This window comes from Pseudomonas sp. NPDC087614 (assembly GCF_044743485.1).
Lineage (GTDB): Bacteria > Pseudomonadota > Gammaproteobacteria > Pseudomonadales > Pseudomonadaceae > Aquipseudomonas > Aquipseudomonas baetica_A.
This window is the reverse complement of record NZ_JBIUWN010000198.1, coordinates 1-1182: the sequence shown is the minus strand read 5'-3', so window position 1 is coordinate 1182 and position 1182 is coordinate 1. Positions and strand designations below refer to the sequence as shown.

The 1182-nt window shown below is 54.1% G+C and carries 1 protein-coding gene; it reads right to left on the bottom strand.

From position 1 onward, the window contains the following. Positions 1-30 precede the first annotated feature (30 nt). Positions 31-978: an IS110 family transposase gene (locus ACIOWA_RS28070; RefSeq protein ID WP_339434169.1), complete on the bottom strand. Its 948-nt coding sequence runs from the start codon at positions 976-978 to the stop codon at positions 31-33. Positions 979-1182: the final 204 nt, after the last annotated feature.

The window sequence follows — 1182 nt, the reverse complement described above, 5'->3', positions numbered from 1 at the left end:
GTGGGAGATTCTATGGTTCATGCCTAGCCCCTAAACCGCTTTAGGGGAGTATTCGCTCTGGTTTTTCAACAGAGCAAATACCACCCGGGCAAGCTTGCGGGCTAGTGCGACCAGTGCTTGGGTAGTGCTCAATCCGCGCCCTCTCAAAGCCTCATAAAATCCTTTCCACGCCGAGGTTCGGCTCGCCGCCATTGCGGCGTTGTGCAGCAATCGACGCGCCTCTGAGTCGCCTCGTTTGGTCAGGCAGCGGCGGCCTTTCTTTTTACCTGAGTCCGATATGCGCAGATCCAGGCCTAGAAAAGCGATGAAAGCGTCGGCGTTTCTGAAGTCCCCACGCTGAAAGGATGCGAGCAAGCGGGCACCGGTCAACGTACCTATGCCTTCTACTTTCATGCAACGCTTGAGCTGAGCGCCTAAACCGGCTTCGTCTATCTGCGTCAGGATCGTTTTCTCCAGCAGGATTTCCAGTCTTTGCATGGCGTTTATCTGATTTTTGAAAGCGGTTTTGAGCAACGGCTCATTCTCCCAGCTCTGCTTGAGGCTGACACGAGCCTGGACCAAAGCCGCACGACGCCGGAAAAGACTGATAAGTCGGCAATACAAGGGCGGCGGCGGTGTCCAGGGGCGTAAGTGGTCCCCTTCGTTTGTCAGATAACGGGCCAGTAATCGGGCATCCAGCGCATCAGTTTTAGCGCGAACGTTCACGCCTTTGCGGTAATGGCTGAGCTCATAACCGCCAACCATATAGATCACGTAACCAGCGGCATGCGCCAGATCGGCAAACTCCTGATGATAGATATTGGTGGCTTCGATAGCGATTGCCACTGGTTTGGCAACGGTTTTGAGCCATTTCTTGATCGCCGCTTTGGTATTGGAGATTGTCTCGAGCTGATCTGATTCGGCGTGATAAATCACCAGTTCGTCCTTGGCGACATCAACCCCGATGATCGACTGAGTAGTAGCGACGGGCATTGCCATGAGAAATCCTCCGGGCTAAGGTTTGAACACTTGAAGGGTTCACCCAGAGGCGCAGGCTTGTTCCTATCGTCGGTCTAGGCCAGATGCATTCTTTATCGGCGCTTGGGTGAAAGGAGGAGGGTGAAATCTCCCACGGTCTGTACTGCGCTAACAGTCAGAATCGAGCCTTGTCCCTCCTCCTCCCTTCAAGTCCTACCATACAAG

Excerpts from the sequence above, each read along its gene's own strand:
- ACIOWA_RS28070 (WP_339434169.1), bottom strand. The coding sequence starts at position 978 with ATGGCAATGCCCGTCGCTACTACTCAGTCGATCATCGGGGTTGATGTC.